This window comes from Thiocapsa sp. (genome assembly GCF_035467215.1).
Classification (GTDB): domain Bacteria; phylum Pseudomonadota; class Gammaproteobacteria; order Chromatiales; family Chromatiaceae; genus Thiocapsa.
On the sequence record NZ_DATITZ010000234.1, the window covers coordinates 1 to 8,079 of the forward strand.

Annotated in this window: 10 protein-coding genes; 6 read left to right on the forward strand and 4 right to left on the reverse strand. The window is 64.9% G+C overall.

Annotated elements, in window-relative coordinates:
• Positions 1 to 247: hypothetical protein (locus VLR48_RS13175; RefSeq protein WP_325292234.1), on the reverse strand; the 247-nt coding region annotated here is incomplete at its 3' end.
• Between the two features lie 38 nt (positions 248 to 285).
• Between VLR48_RS13175 and VLR48_RS13180 the strand changes: the two genes are divergently transcribed.
• The 5 genes from VLR48_RS13180 (at position 286) to kdsB (ending at position 5,257) form a co-directional block, all read left to right on the forward strand.
• Entirely contained in the window at positions 286 to 912 is a 627-nt protein-coding gene (locus VLR48_RS13180; protein WP_325292235.1) for a MotA/TolQ/ExbB proton channel family protein, read from the forward strand.
• Complete coding sequence (locus VLR48_RS13185; RefSeq protein WP_325292236.1) at positions 909 to 1,427, forward strand: biopolymer transporter ExbD; 519 nt, start codon at positions 909 to 911, stop codon at positions 1,425 to 1,427. The genes VLR48_RS13180 and VLR48_RS13185 overlap by 4 nt, the downstream gene beginning before the upstream one ends.
• Entirely contained in the window at positions 1,424 to 3,205 is a 1,782-nt protein-coding gene (gene msbA, locus VLR48_RS13190; RefSeq protein ID WP_325292237.1) for a lipid A export permease/ATP-binding protein MsbA, read from the forward strand. The genes VLR48_RS13185 and msbA overlap by 4 nt, the downstream gene beginning before the upstream one ends.
• 281 nt (positions 3,206 to 3,486) lie before the next feature.
• Positions 3,487 to 4,479, forward strand: coding sequence for a tetraacyldisaccharide 4'-kinase (lpxK, locus tag VLR48_RS13195; protein WP_325292238.1), 993 nt, complete (start codon positions 3,487 to 3,489; stop codon positions 4,477 to 4,479).
• A complete protein-coding gene (gene kdsB, locus VLR48_RS13200; protein WP_325292239.1) occupies positions 4,472 to 5,257 on the forward strand; it encodes a 3-deoxy-manno-octulosonate cytidylyltransferase in 786 nt (261 codons plus the stop codon). Before lpxK ends, kdsB begins: the two co-directional genes overlap by 8 nt.
• Positions 5,258 to 5,413: 156 nt before the next feature.
• Here the strand turns inward: kdsB and VLR48_RS13205 are convergent, their stop codons facing one another.
• Positions 5,414 to 5,710, reverse strand: coding sequence for a hypothetical protein (locus VLR48_RS13205; RefSeq protein WP_325292240.1), 297 nt, complete (start codon positions 5,708 to 5,710; stop codon positions 5,414 to 5,416).
• A 282-nt stretch (positions 5,711 to 5,992) separates the two neighbouring features.
• Between VLR48_RS13205 and VLR48_RS13210 the strand changes: the two genes are divergently transcribed.
• Positions 5,993 to 6,508 (forward strand): hypothetical protein, encoded by a 516-nt coding sequence (locus tag VLR48_RS13210; protein ID WP_325292241.1) that lies wholly within the window; start codon positions 5,993 to 5,995, stop codon positions 6,506 to 6,508.
• A 398-nt stretch (positions 6,509 to 6,906) separates the two neighbouring features.
• Here the strand turns inward: VLR48_RS13210 and cydX are convergent, their stop codons facing one another.
• Positions 6,907 to 7,029 carry a cytochrome bd-I oxidase subunit CydX gene (gene cydX / locus VLR48_RS13215; protein ID WP_325292242.1) on the reverse strand — a complete coding sequence of 41 codons (123 nt, stop codon included), beginning with the start codon at positions 7,027 to 7,029 and terminating at the stop codon, positions 6,907 to 6,909.
• 84 nt (positions 7,030 to 7,113) lie between these two features.
• The coding region (gene cydB, locus VLR48_RS13220; protein ID WP_325292243.1) for a cytochrome d ubiquinol oxidase subunit II at positions 7,114 to 8,079 on the reverse strand (966 nt) is incomplete at its 5' end.

The window sequence follows — 8,079 nt, forward strand, 5'->3', positions numbered from 1 at the left end:
CTTCGGCAATGCGGCGGAAGGCTAACATACTCCGATGGGGTAAGCAGGGGTCGAGCGCGCCCGCGCGCTGCGGACCGAGGTCGCCGTGCTGCCTCGGCTTGCCGATGCGGGTCGAGGGAGTACCATTGCGTTCGTGCGTCAAAGGCGAACGCCTTGATTCACGTTTCGGTTGTTTTTGAATCTTTTCTAAACCGCGCCAGTTCCGGCGGCCGTCGATGTCGCCGAGGCTGATCCAATCCAAAAACATCGCATACCGCACTGGGCGCGGTTTAAGGAGCTTCCCTCTTGCTTGAAGTGATGTATGCCGGCGGTTGGCTGATGGTACCGATCGTCGCCTGCTCGATCATCGCAACCGCCGTCGTGATCGAGCGTGGCTGGACGCTGCGCCGCTCGCGGATCATGCCGGCGAATCTGGTCGTCAGGATCTGGGAATGGCACCGCCGGGGCGAGCTGACCGATGCGCGGATCGAGGAGATCCGCACCGGCTCCCCGCTCGGGCGTCTGCTCGCGGCCGGACTCATCAACCGCAACCACTCGCGCGAAATCATGAAGGAGGCGATCGAGGACACGGGCCGGCAGGTGGTGGCCGAGCTGGAGCGATTTCTGAACAGTTTGGGAACGATCGCCTCGGTAGCCCCTCTGCTGGGTCTTCTTGGAACAGTGCTCGGCATGATCGACGTCTTCGGCGTCATCATGGACGCCGGAGTCGGCAATGCTGCCGTACTCGCCGGCGGGATCTCCAAGGCGCTGATCACGACGGCGGCCGGCCTGTCGGTGGCGATCCCGGCGCTGATGTTCCACCGCTTCTTCGACAATAAGGTCGCACGGCTCGCACTCGACATGGAGGAGCAGTCGCTGCGGCTCGTGGAGGTGATGAAGGGCGAGCGCGAGGCCGGCGAGGTCTCCGCGTGAATCTGCGTCCGCACCGTCGCGACCCGGCCGACATCAACCTCACGCCGTTGATCGATGTCGTCTTTCTCCTGCTGATCTTCTTTATGGTCTCCACCACTTTCAAAGACGAGGCGCGGCTGCGCGTGCAGCTGCCCGAGGCGCAAGGCGAGGAGATCCCGGCCGAGGAGCCCGAGATGATCCGGCTCGTCATCGACCGGAGCGGGTCCTTCAATGTCGACGATCGGGCCGTGCGCGATCGCAAGACCGAGACCCTGGTCGATGTCTTGAAGGAACGCCTCGGTGAGCGCGAGCCTTTGCCCGTGCTGATCCAGGCCGATGCACAGACGCCGCATCAGGCGGTGATGACGGCGCTCGATGCGGCTAGTCAGGCCGGTCTGGTGCGGATCGCCTTCGCGGCGACCCGTATCACGCAGGCCGATTCGGATGCCGAGCCGACGCGACCCGCGTCCGGGCAAACCGCCGCGCCGGCCGTGCCGCAGTCCGGGCAGCCATCGGCAGGGGAGGTCGCTGAATGACCGATGACGCATCCCGCTCCGAGGTCGAGGCCGGTCCCATCTATCGGCGGTTGCTCGGTTACGTCAAACCCTACTGGCGGATGTTCAGCGTCTCGATCGTCGCCATGATCGCCTTCGCGGCGACCGAGCCGCTCTTCGCGGCCATGATGCAGCCGTTGATCGACGGCAGCTTCGTGGATCGCAACGAGGAGATCGTGCGCCTCATGCCGTTCGTGTTGGTGGTGCTCTTTGTGTTTCGCGGGATCGCCGGCTTCATCAACAACTACTGTCTGAGCTGGGTCGGCCGACGCGTGGTCGCGGATCTGCGCCAGAAGATGTTCGAGCATCTGCTGCGTGCGCCGACGCGCTATTACGACAATCAGGGCTCGGGACACATCCTCGCGAAGCTCACCTACAACGTCGAAAACGTCGCTACGGCGGCCACATCGGCGATCACCACCCTGGTCCGCGACGGCTTCACGGTCATCGGCCTGATGGCCTACATGCTCTATCTGAACGCCGCACTCTCGGCGATCTTCCTGGTGATCGGCCCGCTCATGGCCGGTGCGGTCAAGTACGCGACCAAGCGTTTTCGCCGCCACAGCCGGCGTATCCAGGACCGGGTCGGTGCGCTGACGCAGGTCGCGCAGGAGGCGATCGAGGCCCATCGGGTGGTGAAGGCGTTCGGTGGGCAGCCACTGGAATCGCGCCGCTTCAGCGCCATCAACGAGAAGACCCGCTCGCTGCAGATGAAGATGATCGCGACCGAGGCGGCGAGCGTGCCCCTGGTTCAGTTGATCTCGGCCGTGGCGATCGCCGTGATCGTCTATCTCTCTACGATGCAGGGGCTGAAGGAAGACATCTCGGTCGGCACCTTCATGTCATTCGTGGTCGCCATGGGTCTGCTCCTGCCGCCGGTGAAGCGTCTGACCTCGGTCAACGCCCATCTGCAACGCGGCATCATCGCCGCCCAGAGCCTGTTCGAGCTGTTGGATGCGGAGGAAGAGCGCGATCGAGGACGGCGGACGTTGAAACGTGCCGAGGGACGCGTCGAGTATCGCGGCGTCACCCATGTCTATTCGCCCGACAAGCCGCCGGCGATCCGGGATCTCGACCTCGTCATCGCTCCGGGCGAGCGGGTTGCGTTGGTCGGCCGCTCCGGCAGCGGCAAGAGCACGGTCGCAAGCCTGCTGCCGCGCTTCTACGACGCAACCGCGGGCGAGATCCTGATCGACGGCATCCCGATCCACGAGCTGACCTTGGCGAGTCTGCGGGCCCAGATCTCGCTGGTGAGTCAGGACGTCGTGCTCTTCAACGACAGCATCGCCAACAATATCGCCTATGGTCAGTCCGTGCCGCCGAGCCGCGAGACGCTCGAGCGCGTCGCTGTCAACGCCCACGCGCTCGACTTCATCCAGGCGATGCCCGAGGGGTTCGATACGCGGATCGGCGATCGCGGCGTCATGCTCTCGGGCGGGCAGCGCCAGCGTCTCGCGATCGCCCGTGCCATGCTCAAGGACGCCCCGATCCTGATCCTGGACGAGGCCACCTCCGCGCTCGACACCGAGTCCGAGCGCCATATCCAGGCGGCGCTTCAGGAGTTGATGGCGAACCGCACGACCCTGATGATCGCCCATCGTCTCTCGACCATCGAGAACGCCGACCGAATCCTGGTGATGGACAACGGACAGGTCGTCGAGCAGGGCACCCACCTCGAATTGCTGGCGCAGGACGGCTATTACGCCCGGCTGCACCGCCTCCAATTCCACGATGCCGGCGAGCCCCCGGCCGCGTCTTAAACCGCGCCCGGCTCGGTATGCGATGTTTTTGGATGGGATCGGCCTCTGCAGACGTGACGAGCGTTGGAGTCGGCGCGGTTTAAGATACTAAAAAATAGTAAATTTTAAACTGCGTCTCACCGCGATCGAGGAAATCTCCAAAGCCAAATGCGAAATGAAGACGATGCATGCCGCTCCGGACGCGGTTTCGGTTGTGCCGACGTCGGGCCGCACGACTCGCTCGGCGCTGCGTCGAGCCTCGCGCGCCGCGGCCCACCCGAGAGGGGTTGGGGGCGCAAGTAGTGGACCCGAATGCGATCTGGTACGGCCGTCACCCGCTCGGCCTCATCCTCGCGCCGCTCTCCTGGCTCTACTGTCTGGTGGTCCAACTGCGCCGCCTGGGCTATCGCAAAGGCTGGCTCGCGAGTCGGCGCTTGCCTGTGCCCGTGGTGGTGGTCGGCAACCTCACCGTCGGCGGGACCGGCAAGACCCCGGCCGTTCTGAAGCTCGCAGAGTTGCTTCGGGCGCGCGGTTGGCGTCCCGGGATCGTGACAAGAGGATATGGCGGACGTGGAGCGGTCGCGCCGCGGCGGGTGCCTGCGGACGGCGCGCCCGCCAAATTCGGGGACGAGCCGGTGCTCTTGGCCCGTCGCAGCGGCTGTCCCATCGTTGCCGGACCGGATCGCGTCGCCGCCGGTGCGCTTGCACTGTCTCGGGGCGATGTAGACATCCTGCTTGCCGACGACGGGCTCCAACACTATCGGCTCGCCAGAGACATCGAGATCGCGGTCGTCGACGGCGCGCGCGGCTTGGGCAACGGGCGCTGTCTGCCCGCCGGGCCGCTGCGGGAGCCGCGCGGGCGTCTGACCACGGTCGATCTGGTGCTGACCAATGGCGGCGGCTCGGGTGACGACAGGGGCGGCGGTTACCGGATGCGTCTGGTTCCGGGGGCGGCGGTCAATCTGCGTGACCCCGCCGTCTCAAGGCCGATCGCCGACTTCATCGGGCGGCCCGTCTATGCGGTCGCGGCGATCGGCAATCCCGAGCGCTTCTTCACCATGCTGCGCGGTCTGGGTCTCGAGGTCGAGGGTCGCGCATACCCGGATCACTATCCCTTTGCTCCCTCGGATCTTGCGGCCTGGCCGCCTGGCCCGGTGCTCATGACCGAGAAGGACGCCGTGAAGTGCGCGCCCTTTGCCGGCGAGGATCACTGGTTTCTGCCCGTGGAGGCCGAGCTGGATACGGCCTTCGTCGAGGCATTCTTTCGTACGCTGGAGGCACGGACCCATGTCTGATCGAGAGATGTCCGATCAATCCGGAGGATTCAAGGTTGTCATCCCCGCACGCTACGGCTCGACGCGTCTGCCGGGCAAACCGCTCATATCGATCGCCGGCAAGCCGATGATCCAACATGTCGTGGAGCGCGCGCGAGAGAGCGCCGCCGACGAGATCCTGGTCGCGACCGACGACCTACGCATCGCCGAGGTCTGTCACGGCTTCGGAGCCGAGGTGGTGATGACCGGCAGCGAGCACCGCAGCGGGTCCGAGCGCATCACCGAGGTCATCGAGCTGCGCGGTTGGGACGACGACGTGGTGGTGGTCAACCTGCAGGGCGACGAGCCGGCGATGCCGGCGGCATTGCTGGATCAGGTCGCGAGCGACCTGGCCGGCATCGCCGATCTCGGCATGTCTACGCTGGCCGCACCGATCTCCGAGCGGGCGACCCTCTTCGATCCGCATGTCGTCAAGGTGGTCACGGACGCGAAGGGCTTCGCGCTCTATTTCTCGCGCGCCCCGATGCCCTGGCACCGCGACGAGTTTCTCGCCGATCGCGAGGAGCTGCCGACAACGGTCGCGTTTCTGCGCCACATCGGGCTCTACGCCTACCGCGTCGGCTTCCTCAAACGCTATCCGGCCTGGTCGCCGTCGCCCTTGGAGGTGGCGGAGTCGCTCGAACAACTGCGCGTGCTCTGGCACGGCGAGCGTATCCATGTGGCGATCGCCGCCGCCGAGCCGGGGCCGGGTGTGGATACGGCCTCCGATCTGTTGAGGGCCGAGCGGCATCTAGCCTAAACCGCGTCCTCTGCCCGGCGGGCCGTGTGATGGTGGGCGATGCCTTTTCGCACGGATCGGCGTTGGCGTTGACGCGGTTTAGATGTGAGATTCTCGATTGGGCGATCTTCGGAGTCTTTCTGTCCGTTTGGCCGGACTGGACTTCTTGGCCGTGGCTCAGGCCCGGAGCGTCGATTGGAGGCACTCCAGGAGTTCTTGCATCTCGAGCGTGATTTCCCCTTCGACTGGGTCCAGGATTCGGACCTGCAGGATCGCGTTCGCGCGATGGCTGGCGCGGCCGTATTGGTCCATCTGAATGGGGGGGCTCGCGAGATCCGATTCCAGCACCACAAGTCCCTCGCCGGGCAGGATGTCGATCAGGCGCCAGACCTGCCCGTCATGCTCGCAACGATGACCGAGCAGCGATCTGACCTGTTGCAGCAATGCGGTATCGATTGCGTGGGTCTTTGCCATGTCGGCTCCTGTTGTTGAACGTAAGAGCTCGCAACGCCTGCACGCTCTCCAAGCCCCCAACATGGCAGTCGAAAGTGAATTTTCATCTGGGCAAAAAAAACCCCGCTGACGCGGGGCGAATCACCACTGAGGAGGTCAGAGAACGAAACCGAAGAACGGAAGCGTCCGTCTTGATCCCAAGAATGCAGAACGGATGCCAATTTTTGGTTTCCGGTGGTGATTTAATCGAAACAATGGGTTGCGGAGGCGCAAGTTGCTTGAGTCGACGGTGGGAGCCGAGCCATGCACAGGTTTTATACGCGCGGAGGTCCCTTCCGCACTGCAACGGTGCGATATTCGCGACAAACGGCCTGTCTCTTTGTCGTCATCGCTACACTCTGGGTGGCCATTCCGTTCGCTGCCGAGACGGACGCGATGCGGGCGCAGGGGATTCAATCACAGCGGGCTGCGGCCGGTTGGTTGAGATTGCAGCAGGATCAGCGAGCGGCGAGACAGCAGGCCGGCGAGCTGTCGTCCCCCGAGGCGGCTCGGCGGCAGTCGCTCGAGTGGAACGAGGCGATCCGTTACCGCGAGCTTCTTCAGCAGCAGAATCGCGCCATCGACTCGGCCCGTCGGCAGGATCGGCTGGCGCCCCGTGACGGGGCGGGTGCGATGCCGGACGGTCGGGCGCGGATGCAGGGTCAGTTGATGGAGTTGGAGGCGCAACAACAGAGCCAGCGCCTGCAGATGCAGATGGACCGTGCGCGGCGCAGTCAAACGTCGCCGGGTCGGCTCGGCCGAGGCTCGAACGCCCGATGACGCAGGGGCATCGTTCATGCCACGGGCTAGCATCGACGGGCCGGAAGTGATTAGCCGGAATCGACGCCGGCGAGCGTCGCGAAGCGGCAGCGTCCCCGGGATCGACGACTTGCAGTCGTCTTCTTCCGCCGCCCTGATGGCCACCGGGGTCGAGCCCGAGGCGACAATCCCGGGAATCGCACCGTACGCGCGCTCGCCGAACCGATAACCTCAGCCAAGGCACCCATGCGAGTCCCGGAACCGGATAGACGTGCCGTCGCGCGCGACGGCGACACGCCGAGGGTCGAGGTGATTTCCGGGAATACGTCTCCCGCCGGCGCATTCCCGGCAGATCCGAACGGCATGCGTGCGAATCAATTCGCACCTACACGCCGGTTGTTCCTTTCCCGGACATACCCTTAATTGTCGGGCCGCGCATCCCCGGTGTGCCGGAAACACTCCTCGGATTCGTACCACATGACGTTGATGATGCCGAAGGCGAGTGCCAGCAGCACACCCAGGAGCCAAGCGAAATACCACATGGGATCGTCCTCTCGGTGATCGATGCTCATGGTCCGGGGTTGTACCAAGCGGCCCCCGGACCCCGACGTGTCTCCATGAACCCCTCAGTACGCCAAATGCTCCTGCTCCCGGATCTCCTCCACCGTCACACGCCGCCACATCTTGGTGTAGGTCCAGGTGGTGTAGGCCAGGATCAGCGGGATGAAGATGACCGCCGCCCAGAACATGACGGTCAGGGTCAGATGGCTGGAGACAGCGTCCCATACGATCAGGCTGCTGTTGGGATCGGTCCGCGAGGGCAGGATGAAGGGGAAGAGGCTTACCCCGGCGGTCACGATGATGCCCGTGATCGCCAGGCTGCCGCTCACCAGACCCCAGCCCGGACGATCGGCCGCCGCGAGCTTCATCGTCGCCCAGAGCCCCGCGAAGCCGAGCGCCGGGAAGAGCAGCGTCCAAGGATGGGCGTCGTAGTTGGCCAGCCAAGCCCAAGAATCCGCGACGACCTCCTTGGTGAGCGGGTTGGGTGTCGCATCGAGCGCGGGCATGGAGACGACCTTGAAGCCGTCGATGCCGATGATCAGCCAGACCCCGGCGAGCGCAAAGACCGCCATGCTGATCAGTGCGAAGATCCGAGCCGCTGCTTTTGCCCGCGAAGCGATGGGCTCCGCCGCCCGAATCTGAAGCCAGACCGCGCCGTGCATCGTCAGCATCGTCACGCTCAGGATGCCCGCCAGCAGTGCGAAGGGGTGGAAGAGGCCGAAGAAGCTGCCCGTATAGAAGGATCTCAGCATATCGTCGAGATGGAAGGGCACGCCGAGCAGTAGATTGCCGAAGGCGACGCCGAAGACCAACGCAGGGATCACCCCGCCGATGAAGAGCCCCCAATCCCAGGCGCTGCGCCAGCGCGGATCGGCGATTTTGCTGCGGTAGTCGAAGCCGACCGGCCGGAAGAAGAGCGCGAAGAGCGCGAGCAGCATCGCGAAATAGAACCCCGAGAAGGCGGTCGCGTACACCAGCGGCCAGGCGGCGAAGATGGCGCCGCCGGCCGTGATCAGCCAGACCTGGTTCCC